Raw genomic sequence first — 23565 nt, 5'->3', positions numbered from 1 at the left:
GATGCTCACGACGCGACAGGACCCCGCCATGTTCGATATCAGCGACTACCCCCACGCCGCTGCCACCTGCAAGGCAGCGCAACTGAGCCAGGCCGACTATGAGCGCCTGTACCGCCAGTCGATAGACAACCCCGACGCCTTCTGGGCAGAGCAGGCCAAGCGCCTGGACTGGATCAAGCCTTGGAGCATCGTCCAGCGAAGTGACATGAAGACCGGCCAGGCCACCTGGTTCGAGGGCGCTCAACTCAACGTCAGCTACAACTGCATCGACCGCCACCTGGCCACCCGCGCCGATCAGACGGCGATCATTCGCGAAGGCGATGACCCCACCGACGCCGGCGTGATCACCTATCGGGAGCTGCACGACAAGGTCTGTCGCCTGGCCAATGTGCTCAAGCAGCGCGGGGTGAAGAAAGGCGACCGGGTATGCATCTACATGCCGATGATCCCCGAAGCCGCCTACGCCATGCTGGCCTGCAGCCGTATCGGCGCCATCCACTCGGTGGTGTTTGGTGGCTTCTCTCCCGATGCCCTGCGTGACCGCATCCTCGACGCCGACTGCCGCACGGTCATTACCGCCGACGAAGGTGTGCGTGGCGGCAAGACCATCGCCTTGAAGAACAACGTCGACAAGGCCCTGGCCAACTGCCCGAACGTCAGCAGCGTAGTGGTGATCAAGCGCACTGGCGGCACCATCGAATGGCGCCCGGGCCGCGACCTCTGGTATCACGAGGCGATCGACCAGGTCAGTGGCGATTGCCCACCCGAACCGATGGACGCCGAAGACCCGCTGTTCATCCTCTACACCTCCGGCAGCACCGGCAAGCCCAAGGGTGTGATGCACACCACCGCCGGCTACCTGCTGCAGGCGACCCTGACCTTCAAGACGGTGTTCGACTACCGTGACGGCGAAGTGTTCTGGTGCACGGCCGATGTCGGCTGGGTGACCGGGCACAGCTACATCGTCTACGGGCCGCTGGCCAATGGCGCCATCACCCTGATGTTCGAGGGCGTGCCCAACTACCCCGACGCCTCACGCTTCTGGCAAGTGGTCGACAAGCACCGGGTGAACATCTTCTACACCGCGCCGACCGCCCTGCGGGCCTTGATGCGCGAAGGCGCCGGGCCACTGAAGAACACCTCGCGCAAGAGCCTGCGCCTGCTCGGCAGCGTTGGCGAGCCGATCAACCCGGAAGCCTGGGAGTGGTACTTCGAAGCCGTGGGCGAGAAGCGTTGCCCCATCGTCGACACCTGGTGGCAGACCGAAACCGGCGGCATCATGATCAGCCCGCTGGTGGGCACCCGGCGGATCAAACCTGGTTGTGCGACGCAGCCCATGTTTGGCGTGCAACCGGTGCTGCTGGACGACAAGGGCAAACTGATCGAGGGCCCAGGCAGCGGGATGCTGGCCATCAAGGCCAGTTGGCCGGGGCAGATCCGCAGCGTGTACGGCGATCACCAGCGGATGATCGACACCTACTTCAAACCCCTGCCCGGTTACTACTTCACCGGTGACGGCGCCCGCCGCGACGCCGACGGCGACCTGTGGATAACCGGGCGCATCGATGATGTGATCAACGTCTCCGGGCACCGCATCGGCACCGCCGAAGTCGAGAGTGCACTGGTGCTGCACGATGACATCGCCGAAGCGGCCGTAGTCGGGTACCCTCACGACCTCAAGGGCCAGGGCATCTATGCCTTTGTCACGCCCATGAACGGCGTCACCCCGGATGACAGGCTAAGGCAGGAACTGCTGGCCCTGGTCAGCAAGGAAATTGGCAGCTTCGCCAAACCCGAACTGATCCAGTGGGCCCCGGCCCTGCCCAAGACCCGCTCAGGCAAGATCATGCGCCGCATCCTGCGCAAGATCGCCTGCAATGAACTCGACAACCTGGGCGACACCTCGACCCTGGCCGACCCCAGCGTGGTCCAGGGCCTGATCGACCAGCGTCTCAACCAGTAAGTGGCAGCCTTGCAGCGGCTGCCACCCGACAAGGTAGCCATGGAAGCGATTCGCCGCCGTATCGAAACCCAGGTGATGAGCCTCACCGGTTTGTCCCTGGGCCAGCTGGACCTGGAAAACCCCAAAGGCGATCCCGGGCTGTTCGGCCCGGACAGCATCAGCTGGCGCGTGCACGGGGATTTCCCCAGCATGCTGGTCGGCGGCATCAGTGCCCTGCTCCTGCAGCTGCTGCACCCGCTGGCGCTGTCCGGGGTCTGGGACCACTCCAACTTTCGCCAGGACCTGCTCGGGCGACTGCGCCGTACCAGCCAGTTCATCTCCGGCACCACCTTCGGCGCCACCGCCGATGCCCATTGGCTGATCGGCAAGGTCCGCACCATTCACCTGCAGGTGGTGGGTACGGCTGCCGACGGCCGTCCCTATGCCGCCAGCGATCCCGACCTGCTGACCTGGGTGCATGTGGCAGAGGTCAGCAGCTTCCTCGCCGCCCACCTGCGCTACCGCAACCCGGGCATGCCGGTTGCCGAGCAGGATGCCTATTACGACGAGATTGCCCTGATTGCCGAACGCCTGGGCGCCCGCAACGTCCCCCGCTCGCGCCAGCAGGTGACTGACTACCTGCACGCCATGCGGCCACAGCTGCGGTGTGATGAGCGCAGCCATGAAGTGGTGCAGGTGCTGCTCGATGCACCTGCCCCCAGTCGTCTGGCCCAACCGGTGGGAGCCTTGATGCTGCGCGCCGGTATCGACCTGCTGCCGGACTGGGCCAGCGCCCTGCTCGGCCTGGGCCAGCATCCACTGCAGCGTCGCTTGATCCGCCTGGGCATCAACAGCACCGCCCCGGTGCTGCGCTGGGCCATGCGCGACGGCTCGGCGCAACGGGCGCGACGGCGCATGGGTATCGGCTGATCCGTGCGCCAATAGCGGCCGGCCGATCAACTATGCCACCATGCGTGTCTAGCCAGGCCTTCGGGCCTGTACCGTTCTGACGCCAAATCCAATAAGAGTGAGGACCCGCGCCATGCAAGATGTCGTAATCGTTGCCGCCACCCGTACCGCCATCGGTAGCTACCAGGGGGCACTGGCCAATATTCCTGCCGTCGACCTGGGCGCCGCCGTGATTCGCCAACTGCTGGCCCAGACCGGTGTGGCCGGTGAGCTGGTCGATGAAGTCATCCTTGGCCAGGTACTGACCGCCGGTGCCGGGCAAAACCCTGCGCGCCAGGCCGCGATCAAGGCCGGCCTGCCCCATGCCGTGCCGGCCATGACCCTGAACAAGGTCTGCGGCTCCGGCCTCAAGGCCCTGCACCTGGCCTCCCAGGCCATCCGCTGCGGTGACGCCGAGGTGATCATCGCCGGCGGCCAGGAGAACATGAGCCTGGCCAACTACGTGATGCCGGGCGCCCGCACCGGTTTGCGCATGGGCCACAGCCCCCTGATCGACAGCATGATCAGCGACGGTCTGTGGGACGCCTTCAATGACTACCACATGGGTATCACTGCCGAGAACCTGGTGGAGAAGTACGGCATCAGCCGTGAAGACCAGGACGCCTTCGCCGCCGCCTCCCAGCAGAAAGCTGCCGCGGCCATCGAAGCCGGGCGCTTCGTCGATGAAATCACCCCGATCCTGATCCCCCAGCGCAAGGGCGACCCGCTGGCCTTCAGCACCGACGAGCAACCACGCGCCGGGACCACGGCCGAGTCCCTGGGCAAGCTCAAGGCGGCCTTCAAGAAGGACGGCTCCGTCACCGCCGGTAACGCCTCCTCGCTCAACGACGGCGCCGCCGCCGTGATGCTGATGAGCGCAGCCAAGGCCCAGCAGCTGGGCCTGCCGGTGCTGGCACGGATCAAGGCCTATGCCAACGCCGGCGTGGACCCGGCGATCATGGGCATCGGCCCGGTCAGCGCCACCCGTCGCTGCCTGGACAAGGCCGGCTGGCAACTGGCCGACCTGGACCTGATCGAAGCCAACGAAGCCTTCGCCGCCCAGGCCCTGTCGGTGGGCAAGGAACTGGGCTGGGATGCCGCCAAGGTCAACGTCAACGGCGGCGCCATTGCCCTGGGCCACCCGATCGGTGCCTCGGGTTGCCGGGTGCTGGTGACCCTGCTGCACGAAATGATCAAGCGCGACGCCAAGAAAGGCCTGGCCACCCTGTGCATCGGTGGCGGTCAGGGCGTGGCCCTGGCCATCGAGCGCTGATCGATGCGGGAGGGGCCGCAATGGCCCCTCCCCTGGCATCTGCTGGTAAACTGCACGTCCGCAAACCAAGGCCACGTGCATGTCCCTCTTGAATCAGGCGCTGCGCGCCGCCCTCGATGCCCGCCAGGGCCTTCTCAACGAACTGCATGCCCAGGGCACCGATTGCTATCGCCTGTTCCACGGCAGCCAGGAAGGCGCCGGTGGCCTGACCATCGACCGCTACGGCCCGCAATTGCTGGTGCAGAGTTTTCACCAGCCACTCGAGCGCGATACCCTGCTGGCCCTGCACGCGTGCATCGAAGCCGAACTCGGCCTTGAGCTGCTGCTGGTCTACAACGACCGCTCCCAGGGCAACAGCCGCATCGACCGCCGCGACCCGGTGTATGCCGCCAGCGAAGCGGCCCTGGCCGATCATGTCGGTCACGAGTGGGGCCTGAACTACCGAGTGCGTGGCCGCCACGCCGGGCAGGACCCGCTGCTGTTCCTCGACCTGCGCAACGCCCGCGGTTGGGTCAAGCAGCACAGTGCCGGCAAGCGTGTGCTGAACCTGTTCGCCTACACCTGCGGGGTCGGCTTGAGCGCCGCAGCCGGCGGCGCGAAGGAGGTTTGCAACCTCGATTTCGCCGAAGGCAACCTGGCGGTGGGCAAGGAAAACGGTGAGCTGAACCCACAGCTCAAGCCCATGGCGTTCATCCAGTCCGACTACTTCCCGGCGATCCGCCAGTTGGCCGGCCTGCCTGTCAGCCAGCGCCGCGGGCACAAGTTGCCGCCTTACCCGCGCCTGCAACCGCGTCAGTTCGACCTGGTGTTTCTCGACCCGCCAGCCTGGGCCAAGAGCGCCTTCGGTACCGTCGACCTGTTGCGCGACTACCAGAGCCTGCTCAAGCCGGCGTTGTTGAGCACGGCCGAGGATGGTGTGCTGATCTGCTGTAACAACCTGGCCAAGGTCAGTTTCGACGACTGGCGTGAACAGGTGCTGCGCTGCGCCGAGAAAAACGGTCGCCCGGTCCGCGATTGGCAGGTGCTCAAACCGGCCAGTGACTTTCCGTCGCAGGACGGCCAGCCCCCGCTGAAGACCTTGATCCTTCAGCTCTGAAACAATATTTGGCTATTTCGGGAGGTATCTTCGGAACCGTTTTTACGTGCCATACTCCAACCACTCCCGACCGAGACAGACGACGCCACACATGCCCAAAGGATTGAAACGCGCCCTCGGCGCCATGCTGGCCGCAGTAGCCCTGTACAGCCTGCTTGGCTTTCTGATTCTCCCAGGGGTGGCCCTGCGTATCGCCAACCAGCAGTTGGCCAACTACGCCACGGTGCCCGCCCACTTGCAGCGCATCGAGCTCAACCCGTTCAGCCTGGAACTGACCCTGTGGGGCCTGAAGATTGGCGAGCCGGGCAAGGAACAGGTCGGATTCGAGCGCCTGTACGCCAACCTCGAACTCGACAGCCTGTGGACTGGCGCCCTGAACCTGGCGAGCGTCGAGCTGGACAAGCCGCGTACCGAACTACTGTTCGCCAAGGACGGCGGCCTGAACCTCACCCAATTGTTCAAACTACCGCCCAGCGAACCCAAGCCTGAGACGCCGCCCAGCGACCCGTTTCCGGTACGCATCAGCAGCATCAAGCTTCATGAAGGCTACCTGCACTTCCAGGACCTGCGCCCCAGCGAGCCGATCGAGTTTCTCTACGACTCGATGAACCTGGAACTGAAAAACCTCAGCACCCTGCCCGACGACAGTTCCGACATGACCCTGGTAGCGATAGGCCCTCACGGTGGTCGCATCGACTGGAGCGGCACCTTCAGCCTGGTGCCCCTCGCGTCCGAAGGCACCCTGAAGGTTACCGACGGCAAGATGAAGGCCTTCTGGCCCTACGTCCGCGATGCCGTGCCACTGGTGCTGGAAGAAGGCGTGTTCAGCCTCGATACCCACTACAAGCTCAACCTGTCCAAAGAAACCGAACTGCTGCTCGACAACACCTCGGTGAGCATTGTGCCCTTTGCCATCAAGGCGCCGGATGGCCGTCAACTGGCGCGCCTGGCCCGCCTGGATGTCAGCGAAACCTCGGTGGACCTGGCCAAGCAATTGGTCACCGTCGGCAAGATCCGCAGCGAAAAGCTGGAAACCTGGGCCGCCCTGGAGTCCGATGGCCAACTCGACTGGCAAAAGCTGTTCGCCAGCCAGCCCGCCAAGGCTACGCCCAAGGAGAAAGCCGAGCCTGCTGCCGCTGAAGAGAAGGCTGCCACCGACGCGCCAGACAAACCCTGGCAGGTGCTGCTCAAGGACGTGCAACTGCGCAATTACCAGGTGCACCTGGCCGACCGCTCGCAGAAAGAGCCGGTGGCACTGGATGTCGGCCCGCTGAACCTCGACCTGCAGAACTTCGACAGCCTCAACCAGTCGCCCTTCACCCTCAAGCTCGATACCGGCGTGGGCAAGCAAGGCAAGCTGCAGGCCGCCGGTGAAGTCAACCTGGCGCCAGTGACCGCCAAGCTCAAAGTCAGCACCCAGGATATCGACCTGCGCGTGGCCCAGGCCTACATCAGCCCCTTCATCCGCCTGGAATTGCGCAGCGGCATGCTCGGCAGCGACCTCAATGTCGATCTCAAGAGCACCGAGCCGCTGGCCTTCACCGTCGACGGCAAGGCCCAGGTCAACCAGTTGCACACCCTGGACACCATCAAGGACCGTGACTTCGTCAAATGGCAGCAGTTGAACCTGGACGGTCTCTCCTACCGTCATGGCGACGCCCTGAGCATCGGTAAAGTCAGCTTCAAGCAACCCTATGCGCGCTTCATGATCAACGAAGACCGCACGACCAACATCGATGACCTGCTGATCCCCCAACCCGCCACTGCGCAGACCCAGGCCAAGAGCAGCGCCAAACCCGCGGCCAAGAGCAGTGACAAGCCGCTGGGCATCCGCATCGGCGCCATCGATATCGACGACGGCTCGGCCAACTTCGCCGACTTCAGCCTGACGCCCAACTTCGCCACGGCCATCCAGCAGCTCAACGGCCAGATCGGCACCATCGACAATCGCCAGCCCAAGCCGGCCAAAGTCGATATCAAGGGCAAGGTCGATCGCTATGCACCCGTGACCATCAAGGGCGCGCTGAATCCCTTCGACCCGATGGCCAGCCTGGACATCGCCACCAGCTTCAAACGCGTCGAGCTGACCACCCTGACGCCCTATTCGGGCAAATTTGCGGGCTTTCGTATCCGCAAGGGCCGGCTGAACATCGACCTGCACTACGTCATCACCCAGGGCCGCCTCAAGGCCGAGAACAAGGTGGTGGTCGAGCAGTTGCAGCTGGGTGAGAAAGTCGACAGCCCCGATGCGGTCGACCTGCCGATCCGCCTGGCGGTAGCACTGCTCAAGGACACCGAGGGCAAGATCTCCATCGAGTTGCCGGTCACTGGCGACTTGAACGATCCTCAGTTCAGCGTCATGCCGATCGTCTGGCAAACCCTGCGCAACCTGGTGCTGCGTGCCGCCCAGGCACCGTTCAAGTTCATTGGCGGCCTGGTCAGCGGCGGCGACGCCCAGGACCTGGGCAGCGTCGCCTTCGCACCCGGCTCCAGCGACCTGGCCCCCGATGCCCAGGGCGCCCTGGACAAACTGGCCGCCGCACTCAGGGAGCGCCCGGCCCTGCGCCTGGAAATCGAAGGCACCAGTGCCCAGACGAGTGACGGTCCGTTGATTGCCCAGCAGCGTCTGGAGCGCGAGTACCAGAGTACCTACTACAAGATCCTTCAGCGCCGCGGCGACAAAGTACCGGCACAAGCGTCGGATCTGAAGGTGCCCGACAGCGACAAACCCGCGATGCTCGAAGGTATCTACCGCACCCGACTCAAGCAGCAACCACCGGCCGCGTGGGAGCAGCTGGATCGTGAGCAACGTACCACCCAACTGCGCGAGGCAGTGCTCAAGTCCTGGGCTGAAAGCGCCCTGCTGCTGCGTCAGCTGGGGCAGGCGCGAGCCAGCAGCATCAAGGACTACCTGGTCGACAAGGCCAAGCTGGAAGATGAGCGGGTGTACTTCATTGATGCCAGCCTGGGACAGGCCGAGTCTGATGGCCGGGTGATCACCCCGCTGCACCTGGACGCGGAGTAACACGCTATCGCCGGCAACGCCGGCTCCCACAATGGTCTGTGAGTGACCTTAAACCCTGTGGGAGCTGGCATCGCCAGCGATTCAGGCGCCGCGCAGAACCTGACATGACGCAAACCCCGAAGCCCCGGCACAGGTGCCGGGGCTTCAAGGGTTTGTGCTTATTCGGCTTTCAAGCCATCAGCCGACACAGCCTGCACGCCTTTGATCTTCTTGGTGATCGCCACCGCAGTCTCTTTCTGCGTTTTGGTCAACATCACATTGGAAGACAGGGAAACCACGCCTTTGTTGGTCTCGACCTTGATGTCAGTGCCCGGAATACCTTTTTCGGTCATCAGGTCGGCTTTGACCTTGGTAGTGATCCAGGTATCGGAGGTCGCTTCTTTTGCCTCGGTCATTTCACCGGCCGCGAGGGTCAGTGGCGCCTGGGCAGGCTGTTGGGCGAATGCCGCGTGGGCCAGGGTCAGGCTCAGGGCGGTGGCAGTAGCGGCAGCAATAGCGAACTTCTTCATACGAGACACTCCTGTTTTTCGAAAAGTCTGCGCCTTCAGTCCTGGCAGCAGGGGTACAGATACTGTAGCAGGGCCTGTGCCAGCTTCCCCTTAACCGCGAATTCCTTTGAAATCAGTAAGTTACCTTCAAGTCAAAAAAACAGGGTCATGCATTTTGCAATGCCAGGGCGAAATCCTGCGTGCAAGATGCAAGTCTCCAAGGCATTTCCTGCCGGCATAAAAAAAGGACCCCGAAGGGTCCTTTTTCAACACATCGCGCTTAGACGCCGGATGCCTTGGCAGCAGCCACGTCCTTGATCGACAGCTTGATACGGCCGCGGTTGTCGACGTCCAGTACCAGTACTTCGACTTCCTGACCTTCCTTGAGGATGTCGGTCACTTTCTCGACGCGAGCATCGCTCAGCATGGAGATGTGAACCAGACCGTCCTTGCCCGGCAGGATGTTGACGAAGGCACCGAAGTCAACGATGCGCTCGACCTTGCCGACATAGATCTTGCCGATCTCGGCTTCTGCGGTAATGCTCAGAACGCGCTGGCGAGCAGCTTCAGCGGCGTCTTTGGTCTCACCGAAGATCTTGATCGAGCCGTCGTCTTCGATATCGATCGAAGCCTTGGTCTCTTCGCAGATGGCACGAATGGTCGCGCCGCCTTTACCGATGACGTCACGGATCTTGTCGGTGTCGATCTTCATGGCGATCATGGTCGGAGCGTTTTCCGACAGCTCGCTACGGGACTGACCGATGATCTGGTTCATCTGACCGAGGATGTTCAGGCGCGCTTCCAGGGCCTGGCCCAGGGCGATTTCCATGATCTCTTCGGTGATGCCGTTGATCTTGATGTCCATCTGCAGCGCGGTAACACCCTTGGCGGTACCGGCAACCTTGAAGTCCATGTCGCCCAGGTGGTCTTCGTCACCGAGGATGTCGGTCAGGACGGCGAACTTCTCGCCTTCTTTGACCAGACCCATGGCGATACCGGCAACTGGCGCCTTCATCGGTACACCGGCGTCCATCAGGGCCAGGGAAGCACCGCAGACCGAAGCCATGGAGCTGGAGCCGTTGGACTCGGTGATTTCCGATACGACGCGGATGGTGTACGGGAACAGGTCGGCGGCAGGCAGCATAGCCTGGACCGAACGACGGGCCAGACGGCCGTGACCGATTTCGCGACGGCCAGCGCCACCCATGCGGCCACACTCGCCCACCGAGAACGGCGGGAAATTGTAGTGCAGCATGAAGGGGTCTTTCTTCTCGCCTTCGAGGGTGTCCAGCAGCTGGGCGTCACGGGCAGTACCCAGGGTCGCAACGACCAGGGCCTGGGTTTCGCCACGGGTGAACAGCGCCGAACCGTGGGTCTTTGGCAGAACGCCGACTTCGATGTTCAGCGGACGTACGGTCTTGGTGTCGCGACCGTCGATACGCGGCTTGCCGTTGACGATGTTTTCGCGAACGGTGCGGTATTCGATTTCGCCGAAGATCTCTTTGACTTCGCCGGCCGATGGTTGGCCTTCTTCACCGGAGAACTTGGCAATCGCCTGATCGCGCAGTTCGCCCAGGCGAGCGTAACGGTCGGCCTTGACGGTGATGGTGTAGGCCTGGGAAACGGCTTCGCCGAGTTCGGCGCGGATGGCGTTCAGCAGTTCGGTGTTGGCAACGGCTGGTTTCCAGTCCCAGGTAGGCTTGGCAGCTTCGGCGGCCAGTTCCTTGACAGCCTGGATGACCGCCTGGAATTCGTCGTGGGCGAACAGTACGGCGCCCAGCATCTGGTCTTCGGTCAGCTCTTTGGCTTCCGATTCAACCATCAGAACGGCGTCGGAGGTACCGGCAACGACCATGTCCAGGCTCGAGGCAGCCAGTTGCTCGTAGGTCGGGTTCAGCAGGTAGCCGGTGCTTTCGTGGAAAGCGACACGGGCGGCGCCGATCGGGCCTTCGAACGGAATGCCGGAGATGGCCAGGGCAGCCGAGGTACCGATCATCGCAGCGATGTCCGGATCGGTCTTCTTGCTGGTGGAAACGACGGTGCAGACAACCTGCACTTCGTTCATGAAGCCTTCAGGGAACAGCGGACGGATCGGACGGTCGATCAGACGCGAGGTCAGGGTTTCTTTCTCGGAAGGACGGCCTTCACGCTTGAAGAAACCACCAGGAATCTTGCCGGCGGCGTAGGTCTTTTCCTGATAGTGAACGGACAGGGGGAAGAAGCCTTTGCCTGGATCAGCCTGCTTGGCACCGACCACGGTCACCAGCACGGTGACATCGTTGTCGACGGTGACCAGCACAGCGCCGGATGCTTGGCGGGCAATGCGGCCCGTCTCGAGGGTAACGGTCGATTGACCGAACTGGAACTTCTTGATTACCGGGTTCACGGTTTCCTACCTTCTTCAGTGGCTCTGGGGGAACGGGTTCTTGCGAATTCTTGGGCAGAACGGGGAATCGGCCCCATTGACCGTCCAGATAAAACTAGAGGTTGGTAGCCTGCCCTGCCCTTGCGGTAAACCGCTCAGGCGAGACAGACAGCCAACCTCATAGATACGCGCGGCGTGTTCATCGCTTTCAACGCCAGGCATCGAAAGCGAAGCATGCAACACGCCGTGCACACCACTGGCCAGGACGCTATTAGCGACGCAGACCCAGACGACCGATCAGGGCGCTGTAACGAGTGGTGTCTTTGCCTTTCAGGTAGTCCAGCAGCTTACGACGCTGGTTTACCATACGGATCAGGCCACGACGGGAGTGGTGGTCTTTACCGTTGGCCTTGAAGTGGCCTTGCAGTTTGTTGATGTTGGCGGTCAGCAGTGCAACTTGCACTTCCGGGCTACCGGTGTCACCAGCAGCTTGCTGGAATTCGCCAACGATCTTTGCTTTTTCTTCAACGCTGAGTGCCATCTGGCTTCTCCAAATCAAGGGAAACCGAACAAACGGTTTCCAATAGGCCAGGGACTGCTCCCTGTATTCATAAAGTGAGGCGTGACCGTGCCTATTAACAGCCATCCTCTTTGCCGCCAGCGCCAGGCCGGAGCCTGACGCCGAAGGTTTCGATCATTCCGACCGAATCAGACGACGTGGCGCAATGCGCCCGTCTTCGCTCACTTCACCGATACCGATGAAGCGACCGTTGTGATCCTGTACCCGCACCATGCCGAACTTCGGCGCGTCGGGAGCCCTTACCGGCTGGCCGTGCAGCCAGTAGAAGGCGCTGTGCTCGGAGAACTGCAGCAGAGGCCAGTCCTGCAGACCGCTGTCAGACGGCATCAGGAAGCGATCGACCGCTTCGTTGCCACCTTCGGCATGGACCTGCTCGAGTTCCTCGAGGGTCACAGTCTGGGCCAGCTCGAAGGGACCGGCGTGGGTCCGGCGCAGTTCGGCGACATACGCACCACAGCCCAGCAACTCGCCGATATCCTCGACCAGGGTGCGGATGTAGGTGCCTTTGCTGCAACCGACCGACAGGCGGACCCGGGTGCCTTCGCACTCGAGCAACTCCAAGCGGTTAATAGTAACAGAACGCGCCTCGCGCTCCACTACTTCCCCTGCACGTGCCAACTTGTACAACGGCTGGCCATCGCGCTTGAGGGCCGAGTACATCGGCGGTATCTGACTGATTTCACCACGAAATTGTGGCAGAACCGCTTCGATATCGGCGCGACCAACGGTCACCTCCCGGGCTTTGAGCACTTCACCTTCGGCATCGCCGGTGGTGGTGGTCTGGCCCAGTTGCATGACCGTCTCGTAGCCCTTGTCGGAATCGAGCAGGTATTGCGAGAACTTGGTCGCCTCACCGAAGCACAATGGCAGTACGCCGCTGGCCAGTGGGTCGAGGCTACCAGTGTGCCCGGCCTTTTCGGCGTTGAGCAGCCAGCGGACCTTCTGCAAGGCAGCGTTGGAGGTGAACCCCAACGGCTTGTCGAGCAGGATGATACCGCTGACGTTACGACGGATACGCTTGACCTGAGCCACCGCTTACTCCTTGGTGTCCAGGGGCGTGTCGGAAGGCTGGTGCAGCTTGTCTTCGGCGACGGCGCGTTCGATCAGGGCCGACAGGTGGGCGCCGCGACTGATGCTCTCGTCATAGTGGAAATGCAGTTGCGGCACGCTGCGCAGTTGCATTTCTTTGCCCAGGTGCACGCGCAGGAAACTGGCTGCGCCGTTGAGCACCTTGAGGGTCTGCTTGATGTCGTCCGCGCCTTCCTGGCCCATGGAGGTGATGAACACCTTGGCATGGCCGACGTCGCGGCTGACATCCACAGCGGTAATGGTGACCACGCCGACGCGCGGGTCTTTGACTTCACGACGGATCAACTGGGCCAGCTCGCGCTGAATCTGATCGCCAATGCGTTGGGTACGGCTATATTCTTTTGCCATTTTTGCTACCTGTAACTAAAGCGGCAAACGCCCGACCAGGCTTGAGCCTGACCGGGCGTTGCGTTCAGGGTCGCTGGCGACCGCCTTGCGGCGGGCGTTTCGCGCCTCCCATGCTCGATGCTTAGAGCGTACGAGCCACTTGGACTTTCTCGAAGACTTCGATCTTGTCGCCGACCTTGACGTCGTTGTAGCTCTTCACGCCGATACCGCACTCCATGCCGTTACGCACTTCGGAGGCATCGTCCTTGAAGCGGCGCAGCGATTCCAGTTCGCCTTCGAAGATCACCACGTCCTCGCGCAGTACGCGGATTGGACGGTTGCGGTACACGGTACCCTCGATGACCATACAGCCGGCGATGGCGCCGAACTTCGGCGAACGGAACACATCACGCACTTCGGCGACGCCCAGGATGTTCTCGCGAACATCGCTGCCGAGCATGCCGGTCAGGGCTTTCTTGACGTCTTCAATGATGTCGTAGATCACGTTGTAGTAACGCATATCCAGACCTTCCTGCTCGACGATCTTGCGCGCGCCGGCATCGGCACGCACGTTGAAGCCGAACAGTACTGCATTGGAGGCCAGCGCCAGGTTGGCGTCGCTCTCGGTGATACCACCGACGCCGCCACCGATCACACGAACCTGCACTTCGTCGTTGCCCAGGCCGCCCAGGGAGCCCTGCAGGGCCTCGAGGGAACCACGCACATCGGTCTTGAGGACGATGTTGAGGGTCTTCTTCTCTTCCTGGCCCATGCTCTCGAAGATGTTCTCGAGCTTGCCGGCATGTGCGCGAGCCAGTTTGACTTCGCGGAACTTGCCTTGGCGGAACAGCGCAACTTCACGGGCTTTCTTCTCGTCAGCCACTACCGACAGCTCGTCACCGGCATCCGGGGTGCCGTCCAGGCCGAGGATCTCGACCGGAATCGACGGACCGGCTTCCTTAACAGGCTTGCCGTTTTCGTCGAGCATGGCACGTACGCGGCCGTAGTTCGAACCGCACAGGACCATGTCGCCCTGACGCAGGGTACCGTCCTGGACCAGCACGGTGGCTACCGGGCCACGGCCCTTGTCCAGACGCGACTCGACCACCACGCCACGACCCGGGGCCGATGGAGTGGCCTTGAGCTCGAGGATCTCGGCCTGCAGCAGGACAGCTTCGAGCAGTTCGTCGACGCCGGTACCCATCTTCGCCGATACCTTGACGAACGGCGTGTCACCACCCCAGTCCTCGGAGGTAACGCCTTCGACAGACAGCTCGTTACGGATGCGATCGATGTCAGCACCTGGCTTGTCGATCTTGTTCACCGCGACAACCAGTGGAACGCCGGCAGCCTTGGCATGCTGGACCGCTTCACGGGTTTGCGGCATCACGCCGTCGTCCGCCGCGACCACCAGGATGACGATGTCGGTGGCCTTGGCACCACGGGCACGCATGGCGGTAAACGCAGCGTGACCAGGGGTGTCGAGGAAGGTGACCATGCCGCGGTCGGTTTCCACATGGTAGGCACCGATGTGCTGGGTGATACCACCGGCTTCGCCAGCGGCAACCTTGGCACGACGGATGTAGTCGAGCAGCGAGGTCTTACCGTGGTCAACGTGACCCATTACGGTCACGACCGGTGCACGGGTCTCGGTCTCGCCTTCAAACTTCAGCGATTCGGCCAGGGAGTCTTCCAGGGCGGTGTCGCTGATCAGGGTGACCTTGTGGCCCAGCTCTTCGGCGACCAGCTGAGCGGTCTCCTGATCGAGCACCTGGTTGATGGTCACCGGGGTGCCCAGCTTGAACATGAACTTGACGACTTCAGCAGCCTTGACCGACATCTGGTTGGCCAGGTCGGAAACGGTGATGGTCTCGCCGATCTGCACGTCGCGGATAACCGGACCGGTCGGGTTCTGGAAACCATGGGCGTTGCGCTTCTTCGGCTTGCCCTTGCCACGACCGCCACGACGGAAGCCATCGCTTTCTTCGTCGGTGGTACGTGGAGCGGCACGCGGAGTTGGCGCCTTTTCCTTTTCCTTGACCTTGACCGACACGCGTGGCGCTTCGTTGCGACGCTCGCCGCCACGACGCTCTTCGTCACGCGACTTGTCGTTGCGACGCACGTCGTCCTTCTTGCGCTCGGCAACCGGCGCCGGCGCGGCGTCGGCCACTTCGATCACTGGCGCAGGCGCAGGCGCTGCAGCAGCGACAGACGCAGGTGCGGCAGCGGCTGCAGGTGCAGCGGCTGGCTGGCGACGGGCTTCTTCCTCGGCACGCTGACGTGCTTCGGCCTCGGCCTTTTCACGCACAGCGTTTTCCGCTGCACGGCGCTCTTCCAGCTCGCGCTTCTGCTCGGCCTGGATCTCTTCCGGGCTGCGCTGAACGAATACTTTCTTCTTGCGTACTTCTACGCTGATGCTCTTGCTGCCGGCGACACGCAGGGTGCTGGTGGTCTTGCGCTGCAAGGTAATCTTGCGCGGCTCTTCCACCTTCGCCTTGTGGCTGCTCTTCAGATGAGCCAGCAAAGCCTGCTTCTCATTGTCGGTCACTACCTGACCGGCGTCGGTGTGCGGCAGACCTGCCTCACGCATCTGCTGCAGCAGGCGCTCTACCGGTGCAGCGACCTCTTGGGCCAATTCTTTCACCGTGACTTGCGTCATGCACTTCTCTCCTCAGGCCGCGCCTAATTACTCGAACCAGTGGGCTCGGGCGGCCATGATCAACTTGCCGGCACGCTCTTCGTCGATGCCGTCGATGTCGAGCAGGTCGTCAATCGACTGCTCGGCCAGGTCTTCGCGGGTAACTACGCCGCGCACCGCCAGTTCCATCGCCAGATCCTTGTCCATACCCTCAAGCGAGAGCAGGTCTTCGGCCGGATGGGCGTCTGCCAGCTTTTCCTCAGTAGCGATGGCTTTGGTCAACAGGCGATCCTTGGCACGAGCACGAAGCTCGTTGACGATGTCTTCGTCAAAGCCGTCGATGTTGAGCATCTCTTCCAGCGGTACGTAGGCAATCTCTTCCAGGCTGGTGAAGCCTTCATCGACCAGCACCTGAGCCAGCTCTTCGTCGACTTCCAGCTCGTCGATGAAGTTGCGCAGGATGTCACCGGTTTCAGCTTGCTGCTTGGCCTGGATGTCCGATTCGGTCATCACGTTCAGGGTCCAGCCGGTCAACTGGCTGGCCAGGCGCACGTTCTGGCCACCACGGCCGATCGCCTGGGCCAGGTTGTCGGCGCCGACGGCGATATCCATGGCATGGGCGTCTTCATCAACGATGATCGCCGCGACTTCAGCCGGCGACATGGCGTTGATGACGAACTGCGCAGGGTTGTCGTCCCACAGGACGATATCCACACGCTCACCACCCAGCTCACCCGATACAGCCTGGACACGCGAACCGCGCATGCCGATGCAGGCGCCTTGTGGATCAATGCGCTTGTCCTTGGAGCGTACGGCGATTTTGGCGCGCGAACCCGGATCACGGGACGCGGCCATGACTTCGATCAGGCCCTCGGCGATTTCCGGCACTTCGATGCGGAACAGTTCGATCAGCATCTGTGGCGCGGTACGCGACAGGATCAGCTGCGGGCCACGGTTCTCGGTGCGGATTTCCTTGAGCAGGGCACGCAGGCGCACACCGACGCGGAAAGTCTCGCGGGAGATGATGTCTTCGCGGGCCAGCAGCGCTTCGGCGTTGTTGCCCAGGTCGACGATGACGTTGTCACGGGTGACCTTCTTGACGGTACCGGAGATGATCTCGCCCAGACGCTCGCGATAGGCGTCCACCACTTGGGCGCGCTCGGCTTCACGGACCTTCTGCACGATGACCTGCTTGGCGGTCTGGGCAGCGATGCGGCCGAACTCGATCGATTCGATCTTCTCTTCGATGACGTCGCCGACCTTGGCATCAGGATGAGTGTCCTGAATCTTGGCCAGCCAGGTTTCGATTGCCGGATCGTCCAGATCCGCTTCGTCGACGACCGTCCAGCGACGGAAGGTTTCGTAGCTACCGGTGTGGCGGTTGATTTCCACACGCAGGTCGACTTCGTCGTCAAAACGTTTTTTGGTTGCAGTGGCCAGTGCCACTTCCAGCGCTTCAAAAATCACGCCGGCCGGTACGCCCTTTTCGTTGGATACCGACTCAACAACCAGCAGTACTTCTTTGCTCATCGTACGCCTCGCCTTTCGCAAGCCATTGGATCCGCGCGGTCCGCCGGACCCGGCACGTCTCAGTCAAAACTGGGAATAATGTTGGCCTTGTCGATCGAATCGATCGGCAACAGGAACTCGTGGTTGTCTACCTGGACAATCACATCCTGCTCCTCCACACCACGGAGAAGGCCCTGAAAGTTACGACGACCTTCAAAGGGCGTACGCAGCTTGATCTTCACTTGTTCGCCGGCATGCGAAGCAAACTGTTCCAACGTGAACAGTGGGCGATCCATGCCAGGAGAGGACACTTCAAGGGTGTATTCGGAACTGATCGGATCTTCGACGTCCAGAATGGCGCTGGCCTGACGACTGACGGCTTCGCAGTCGTCAACCAGGATGCCGCCTTCTTTGTCGATATAGATACGCAGTACCGAATGCTTGCCCTGAGAGATGAATTCGATCCCCCAGCATTGATAGCCAAGAGCCTCGACCACCGGGGCCAACAAGGCCTGCAACTGTTCTAGCTTGCTCGACACCTGAACCCCCTCGTGCATGCTGTGCAAATAAAAAATGGGCAAAGCGCCCATCCCTGATACGTCGTTGAATACCGACGCTATGACTGTTCAGCCAAGAAAAAGCCCCTGCAAAAGGGGCTCCGCTGAAACTGGTTGCGGGGGCTGGATTTGAACCAACGACCTTCGGGTTATGAGCCCGACGAGCTACCAGACTGCTCCACCCCGCGACAAAGCTGGGGCGAAAGTATACGACCGAACCCCAACAGGGGTCAATCTAACCTCCACCTACAAGAAAGCCCGCTGTAGCGGGCTGTCTTGTTTCAATTGGTACCGAGAAGGGGACTCGAACCCCTACACCCTATGGGCACAACCACCTCAAGGTTGCGTGTCTACCAATTCCACCACCTCGGCAATACTACTTTGAAACCCGTTACTTCTGCTCTTGAGCGGGAGGAACATCGCCAGTCTTAGTGGCTTCGCTCTTCTGCTCCTGGAGCACCGGTACATCATCTGTTGCCGGCTTTTGCTGCTTTACTTCCAATACCGCTGGATCTGGCAACCCTACTTGAGTCAGCTCGTGAGCTTTCTCCTTAGCAAAGTATCCTAACCCAAGAGCAGTTAAGAAGAAAGAGGCAGCTAGTATAGCAGTAAACTTACTCAGAAAGGTAGCAGAACCTTGGCTTCCGAACACAGTATTTGAAGCACCTGCGCCGAAAGATGCACCCGCTTCCGCACCTTTACCCTGTTGCAGCAACACCAGCACTACCAAACCCAGTGCGCCCAACAGATGAAACACAACAATCACTGTTTCCAGCATTTTTCAGTTTCCTGCGGCGCGACAAATTGCACCGAATTCGTCTGCGTTCAAGGAAGCCCCACCAATCAGGCCTCCATCGATATCCGGCATGCCGAACAGTTCAGCCGCATTGGCCGCCTTCACGCTGCCGCCGTATAGAAGCCGCACATTCTTCGCGACTTCAGCATTCTCTGCCGCCAACTGTGCGCGGATGGCTGCATGCACATCCTGCGCTTGCTGTGGCGTGGCCGTCAGACCCGTACCGATGGCCCAGACAGGCTCATAGGCAATCACCGCATTGGCGAAGGCTTCAACACCGAATGCTTCGATGATGCTGCCCAGCTGACGCCCGACAATCTCAAGCGTTTTACCCGCTTCGCGCTCTTCGAGGGTCTCCCCTACGCAGAGCACCGGCTTCAAACCACAAGCCTGTGCCGCAGCGAACTTGCGATTGAGGACTTCGTCGTTCTCGCCAATGATCTGGCGGCGCTCCGAGTGCCCAATCAGTACCAGCTCGCAACCTGCATCGACCAGCTGACTCGGTGCAATTTCACCGGTCAGTGCGCCTTGCTCAGGCTCTACCGCAGAATTCTGAGCGCCAACGGCGATCGACTTCCCTTGCACGCCATCAATCACCTGATTGATGTACAGCGAGGGTGGAAACACCGCGACCTCAACACCGCTCGGCAGGACTTGATCACTCAAGCCCTCGATCAGCTCAGCGACGCTGGCGCGGGTACCGTGCATCTTCCAGTTACCAGCTACCATAGGGCGACGCATGCTGTACCTCGTCGGTCAAAGTGGGCGCAGATGTTACCCAACCCGATCACTGCTGGCAAGCATATTTCAGACGCAAACTTCACTTACCAGTTTGGCCAGGGTTTCGGCATGGGCGCGCACCTGGTTTTCGTCATCGCCTTCGACCATGACCCGCACCAGAGGCTCTGTTCCGGACTTGCGCAGCAACACGCGACCACGACCGGCCATTTCCTCGGTGACCCGGGCACTGGCTTCCTTGACGGCCGGATGCTCCAGCGGATCGACCTTGCTGGCACCGAAGCGCACATTGATCAGCACCTGCGGGCACTTGCGCAGGGTCTGGCGGGCCTGGGCCAGGGTTTCGCCACGGCGCTTGAGGGCCATCAGCACCTGCAGCGCAGCGATGATCGCATCGCCCGTGGTGGTGTGGTTGCAGCACACGACGTGACCGGAGTTCTCGCCCCCGATCACCCAGTCGCGCTCCAGCAGCTCAGCCATCACGTAGCGGTCACCGACCTTGGCACGCACGAACGGAATATCGAGGTCCTTCAAAGCCAATTCCAGACCCAGGTTGCTCATCAGGGTGCCGACTACGCCACCCTGCAGCTTGTTCCGGTCCTTCAAGTCACGGGCGATAATGTACAACAGCTCGTCACCGTCGACGATGGCGCCGGTGTGATCGACCATCAGCACGCGATCACCGTCGCCGTCGAAAGCGATGCCCAGGTCGGCATGACCGACCAGCACGGCAGCCTGCAACGATTCGATATGAGTCGAACCGCAGTTTTCATTGATGTTCAGGCCATCGGGCTGGGCCGACAGTACCGTGACGTCGGCACCCAGCTCGCGGAACACGCTCGGCGCCACCTTGTAGGTCGCACCATGGGCGCAATCGATCACCAGCTTGAGACCGGCAAAGTCGGTGCTGGTCGGCACACTGCTCTTGCAGAATTCGATGTAGCGGCCGGCTGCGTCATTGATGCGCGATACCTTGCCCAGCTTGCTCGACTCGACCACGGTCATGGGCTGGTCGAGCAGCTCCTCGATCATCAGTTCCACTTCATCAGGCAGCTTGGTGCCCTGGCCGGAGAAGAACTTGATGCCGTTGTCGTCATGGGGGTTGTGCGAGGCACTGATGACGATGCCCGCTTCAGCATGGAAGGTGCGGGTCAGGTAGGCGATGGCCGGCGTCGGCATCGGCCCCAGCAGCATCACATCAGCGCCTGCGGCGGACAGGCCGGCCTCCAGGGCCGATTCGAACATGTACCCGGAAATACGGGTGTCCTTGCCTACCAGTACCCGGCAAGCGCCCATCTTGCGGAAGGCCATGCCCGCCGCCCAGCCGAGCTTGAGCATGAAGTCGGGGGTGATGGGGTATACGCCAACGCGGCCACGGATGCCGTCGGTACCAAAGTATTTTCTGCTCATAGGGGCTCCATCACTTATTATTCGGCGGCTTGCACCGCGGCAATCATCCGCACTACATCGGCGGTTTCGGCGACATCATGAACGCGCAATATGCTCGCGCCCTTGGTCATCGCCAGGGCAGCCAGTGCCAGGCTGCCATAAAGACGTTGGTCGACCGGGCGATCCAGGGTCTGCCCGACCATGCTCTTGCGCGACACCCCGACCAGCAATGGACGTCCCAGGCGATAGAGGTCCTCCATGTGCTTGAACAGGCTGAGGTTATGCGCCAGGTTCTTGGCAAAGCCGAAGCCCGGATCGAGGATGATGCGCCCAGCGTCGATACCCACTGCCGCACACGCCGCCATCCGTTGCTCAAGATAACTCGCCACCTCACGGGTGACATCTTCGTAATGCGGATTGTCCTGCATGTCGCCCGGCTCACCGCGCATGTGCATCAGGCACACCGGCAAACCGGTCGCAGCAGCGGCATCCAGGGCACCATCACGACTGAGCGAGCGCACATCGTTGATCAGCCCGGCGCCAAGCCTGGCCGACTCGCGGATAACTGCCGGTGTCGACGTATCGACCGAGATGATCACGTCCAGTTCGCGACTGATCGCCTCGACCATAGGCGCGACCCGCTCGAGCTCTTCGAGCGCAGAGACCGCCCTGGCTCCCGGCCGGGTGGACTCGCCACCGATATCGATCAGGGTAGCGCCGGCCGCGACCATCGCCTCGGCGTGGCGCAAGGCTGCGTCACGCTGATTGAAACGACCGCCGTCGGAGAAGGAATCGGGGGTGATATTGAGGATACCCATGACATGGGTACGGGACAAATCAAGAAGCCGGTTGCCGCAAGGCAACCGGGTTGGGTACTGCTGTGAGGTCATAGAAGCCCTTAGTGTTGCGCCGCCGGGCCGCCGATCGGCGATTCCGGACGATCACCCTGCTGCGCAGTGGTGCTGCCCGATCCACCTTCCCAGTCACGCGGTTCGCGCGGGGTACGACCGGCCATGATGTCGTCGATCTGCTCGGCATCGATGGTCTCGTACTTCATCAGCGCATCGGCCATGGCGTCGAGCTTGTCGCGGTTATCGGTGAGAATCTGCTTGGCGGTGGCATAGCATTGGTCGATGATGCTGCGCACCTCGGAGTCGATCAGCTTGGCCGTTTCGCCGGAGACGCTGGCGTGCTGGGAACCGGCACTGCGCCCCAGGAACACTTCGCCCTCTTCCTCTGCATACATCAGGGGGCCGAGTTTTTCCGACAGGCCCCACTTGGTGACCATGTTCCGGGCAATCTGGCTGGCACGCATGATGTCGTTGGAGGCACCGGTGGTCACGCCATCGAAGCCCAAGGTCATTTCCTCGGCGATTCGGCCGCCGTACAGCGAGCAGATCTGGCTGATCAGCGCACGCTTGGACAGACTGTAACGATCTTCCTCAGGCAAGAACATGGTGACACCCAGGGCACGACCACGGGGAATGATCGATACCTTGTAGACCGGATCGTGCTCAGGCACGACGCGACCGACGATGGCATGACCCGCTTCGTGGTAGGCGGTGTTCTGCTTCTCTTTCTCGGACATGACCATGGTCTTGCGCTCGGCGCCCATCATGATCTTGTCTTTGGCCAGCTCGAATTCCTTCATCTCGACGGTACGCTTGCCACCACGGGCAGCGAACAGCGAAGCCTCGTTGACCAGGTTGGCGAGGTCCGCACCGGAGAAGCCAGGGGTACCACGGGCAATGACCGCCGGGTTGACGTTCTCGCCGATCGGCACCTTGCGCATGTGGACCTTGAGGATCTGCTCACGACCACGGATGTCCGGCAGGCCAACCACCACCTGGCGGTCGAAACGACCGGGACGCAGCAGCGCCGGGTCGAGCACGTCCGGACGGTTGGTCGCGGCGATGACGATGATGCCGTCGTTCATTTCGAAGCCGTCCATCTCCACCAGCAACTGGTTGAGGGTCTGCTCGCGCTCGTCGTGACCGCCGCCCATGCCGGCGCCACGATGGCGACCGACGGCATCGATCTCGTCGATGAAGATAATGCACGGTGCGTGCTTCTTGGCCTGTTCGAACATGTCGCGAACGCGGCTGGCACCGACACCGACGAACATTTCGACGAAGTCGGAACCGGAAATGGTAAAGAACGGCACTTTGGCTTCGCCGGCAATGGCCTTGGCCAGCAGGGTCTTACCGGTACCGGGCGGGCCGACCATCAGCACACCACGAGGGATACGGCCACCCAGGCGCTGGAACTTGCCCGGATCGCGCAGGAACTCAACCAGCTCGCCCACTTCTTCCTTGGCTTCGTCGCAACCTGCGACGTCGGCCAGGGTGGTCTTGACCTGGTCTTCGGACAGCAGGCGCGCCTTGCTCTTGCCGAAGCTCATCGGCCCGCCCTTGCCACCGGCGCCACCTTGCATCTGGCGCATGAAGAACATGAACACGGCAATGATCACCAGGATCGGGAAGCTGGCAACCAGCAACTGGGTCCAGATCGACTGCTGCTCAGGCTGCTTGCCTTCGACCACGACGTGGTTGTCGACCAGATCGCCGATCAGGCCGTTGTCCTGGATCGCCGGACGGATGGTCTTGAAGCTGTCGCCATCGGTACGCTTGCCGGTGATGACATAGCCGTCGACCGCTACGCGCTCGACCTTGCCATCCTTGACCTGCTGAATGAAGTCAGAATAGTTGAGGGTCTGTGGCTCATTCGGGCTGGAGAAGTTGTTCATCACTGTCACCAGGACAGCCGCGATGATCAACCACAGGATCAAGTTCTTTGCCATGTCGT

The 23565-nt window shown here is 61.7% G+C and carries 18 protein-coding genes and 2 tRNA genes; 5 read left to right on the top strand and 15 right to left on the bottom strand.

Annotation, left to right across the window (positions count from 1 at the left end; all coding sequences use genetic code 11):
- Positions 1–28: 28 nt before the first annotated feature.
- The 5 genes from acs to ACIQUS_RS17605 all read left to right on the top strand — a co-directional run bounded on the left by acs (position 29) and on the right by ACIQUS_RS17605 (position 8284).
- Complete coding sequence (gene acs / locus ACIQUS_RS17625) at positions 29–1963, top strand: acetate--CoA ligase (RefSeq protein WP_403048927.1); 1935 nt, start codon at positions 29–31, stop codon at positions 1961–1963.
- Positions 1964–2002: 39 nt separating this feature from the next.
- Entirely contained in the window at positions 2003–2872 is an 870-nt protein-coding gene (locus tag ACIQUS_RS17620) for an oxygenase MpaB family protein (RefSeq protein WP_403048924.1), read from the top strand.
- Positions 2873–2984: 112 nt separating this feature from the next.
- Positions 2985–4163 carry an acetyl-CoA C-acetyltransferase gene (locus ACIQUS_RS17615; protein ID WP_403048921.1) on the top strand — a complete coding sequence of 393 codons (1179 nt, stop codon included), beginning with the start codon at positions 2985–2987 and terminating at the stop codon, positions 4161–4163.
- 79 nt (positions 4164–4242) lie between these two features.
- Positions 4243–5259 carry a class I SAM-dependent rRNA methyltransferase gene (locus ACIQUS_RS17610; RefSeq protein ID WP_403048918.1) on the top strand — a complete coding sequence of 339 codons (1017 nt, stop codon included), beginning with the start codon at positions 4243–4245 and terminating at the stop codon, positions 5257–5259.
- A gap of 91 nt (positions 5260–5350) precedes the next feature.
- On the top strand, positions 5351–8284 hold the full coding sequence (locus ACIQUS_RS17605) for a DUF748 domain-containing protein (RefSeq protein WP_403048915.1): 2934 nt from the start codon (positions 5351–5353) through the stop codon (positions 8282–8284).
- 158 nt (positions 8285–8442) lie between these two features.
- Here ACIQUS_RS17605 and ACIQUS_RS17600 read toward each other — a convergent pair whose 3' ends face one another.
- The 15 genes from ACIQUS_RS17600 to ftsH form a co-directional block, all read right to left on the bottom strand.
- Positions 8443–8793: a BON domain-containing protein gene (locus ACIQUS_RS17600; RefSeq protein WP_403048912.1), complete on the bottom strand. Its 351-nt coding sequence runs from the start codon at positions 8791–8793 to the stop codon at positions 8443–8445.
- A gap of 259 nt (positions 8794–9052) precedes the next feature.
- A complete protein-coding gene (gene pnp, locus ACIQUS_RS17595; protein ID WP_403048909.1) occupies positions 9053–11158 on the bottom strand; it encodes a polyribonucleotide nucleotidyltransferase in 2106 nt (701 codons plus the stop codon).
- A gap of 250 nt (positions 11159–11408) precedes the next feature.
- Positions 11409–11678 carry a 30S ribosomal protein S15 gene (gene rpsO, locus ACIQUS_RS17590; protein ID WP_028944521.1) on the bottom strand — a complete coding sequence of 90 codons (270 nt, stop codon included), beginning with the start codon at positions 11676–11678 and terminating at the stop codon, positions 11409–11411.
- 153 nt (positions 11679–11831) lie between these two features.
- Positions 11832–12749, bottom strand: coding sequence for a tRNA pseudouridine(55) synthase TruB (gene truB, locus ACIQUS_RS17585; RefSeq protein WP_403048906.1), 918 nt, complete (start codon positions 12747–12749; stop codon positions 11832–11834).
- Between the two features lie 3 nt (positions 12750–12752).
- Complete coding sequence (gene rbfA / locus ACIQUS_RS17580) at positions 12753–13154, bottom strand: 30S ribosome-binding factor RbfA (protein ID WP_403048903.1); 402 nt, start codon at positions 13152–13154, stop codon at positions 12753–12755.
- Positions 13155–13275: 121 nt separating this feature from the next.
- Positions 13276–15792 carry a translation initiation factor IF-2 gene (gene infB / locus ACIQUS_RS17575; protein WP_403048900.1) on the bottom strand — a complete coding sequence of 839 codons (2517 nt, stop codon included), beginning with the start codon at positions 15790–15792 and terminating at the stop codon, positions 13276–13278.
- Between the two features lie 27 nt (positions 15793–15819).
- Complete coding sequence (gene nusA, locus ACIQUS_RS17570) at positions 15820–17301, bottom strand: transcription termination factor NusA (RefSeq protein WP_285861974.1); 1482 nt, start codon at positions 17299–17301, stop codon at positions 15820–15822.
- Between the two features lie 59 nt (positions 17302–17360).
- Positions 17361–17819 (bottom strand): ribosome maturation factor RimP, encoded by a 459-nt coding sequence (gene rimP / locus ACIQUS_RS17565; RefSeq protein ID WP_403049016.1) that lies wholly within the window; start codon positions 17817–17819, stop codon positions 17361–17363.
- Between the two features lie 129 nt (positions 17820–17948).
- Positions 17949–18025: transfer RNA gene (locus ACIQUS_RS17560), tRNA-Met, on the bottom strand.
- 98 nt (positions 18026–18123) lie between these two features.
- A tRNA-Leu gene (locus ACIQUS_RS17555) sits at positions 18124–18209 on the bottom strand.
- 19 nt (positions 18210–18228) lie between these two features.
- Positions 18229–18615 (bottom strand): preprotein translocase subunit SecG, encoded by a 387-nt coding sequence (gene secG, locus ACIQUS_RS17550; protein WP_285861973.1) that lies wholly within the window; start codon positions 18613–18615, stop codon positions 18229–18231.
- A gap of 3 nt (positions 18616–18618) precedes the next feature.
- Positions 18619–19374, bottom strand: coding sequence for a triose-phosphate isomerase (gene tpiA / locus ACIQUS_RS17545; protein WP_403048895.1), 756 nt, complete (start codon positions 19372–19374; stop codon positions 18619–18621).
- Positions 19375–19440: 66 nt separating this feature from the next.
- Positions 19441–20781 carry a phosphoglucosamine mutase gene (gene glmM / locus ACIQUS_RS17540; protein WP_403048892.1) on the bottom strand — a complete coding sequence of 447 codons (1341 nt, stop codon included), beginning with the start codon at positions 20779–20781 and terminating at the stop codon, positions 19441–19443.
- Positions 20782–20798: 17 nt separating this feature from the next.
- On the bottom strand, positions 20799–21650 hold the full coding sequence (gene folP, locus ACIQUS_RS17535) for a dihydropteroate synthase (protein WP_403048889.1): 852 nt from the start codon (positions 21648–21650) through the stop codon (positions 20799–20801).
- 8 nt (positions 21651–21658) lie between these two features.
- The gene (ftsH, locus tag ACIQUS_RS17530) at positions 21659–23560 is read right to left on the bottom strand and encodes an ATP-dependent zinc metalloprotease FtsH (protein WP_403048886.1); all 1902 of its coding nucleotides are present in this window, start codon (positions 23558–23560) and stop codon (positions 21659–21661) included.
- Positions 23561–23565 lie beyond the last annotated feature (5 nt).

This window comes from Pseudomonas sp. NPDC090755 (genome assembly GCF_044769005.1).
Lineage (GTDB): Bacteria > Pseudomonadota > Gammaproteobacteria > Pseudomonadales > Pseudomonadaceae > Aquipseudomonas.
This window is presented reverse-complemented; position numbering and strand designations above follow the sequence as displayed.